Source organism: Oleiphilus sp. HI0061, from assembly GCF_001635675.1.
Genome location: NZ_LWFE01000903.1, coordinates 1 through 202, shown reverse-complemented (window position 1 = coordinate 202; position 202 = coordinate 1). Strand labels below are relative to the sequence as shown.

The window sequence follows — 202 nt, the reverse complement described above, 5'->3', positions numbered from 1 at the left end:
TACACTTAAAGATATTGCCGACTTCCACTTAAATTCTGTTGATAGCTCTTATGAGGAACAGCTCAGCGAAGAAGAGAAGCTCGAAGCAAGACGCTTACGTATGATGATTTTTGAAGGCATGGCCAAACTTCCAGTAGAAGTAGGCGATATTATGACCCCAATAATTTTCTCCGTCGACGAGGAAACAGCCATTGTCGACGTC

The 202-nt window shown here is 43.1% G+C and carries 1 pseudogene; it reads left to right on the top strand.

The window, feature by feature from the left end:
• Window positions 1-202 (top strand): annotated as a pseudogene (locus A3735_RS30830) (histidine kinase); the annotation flags it as partial.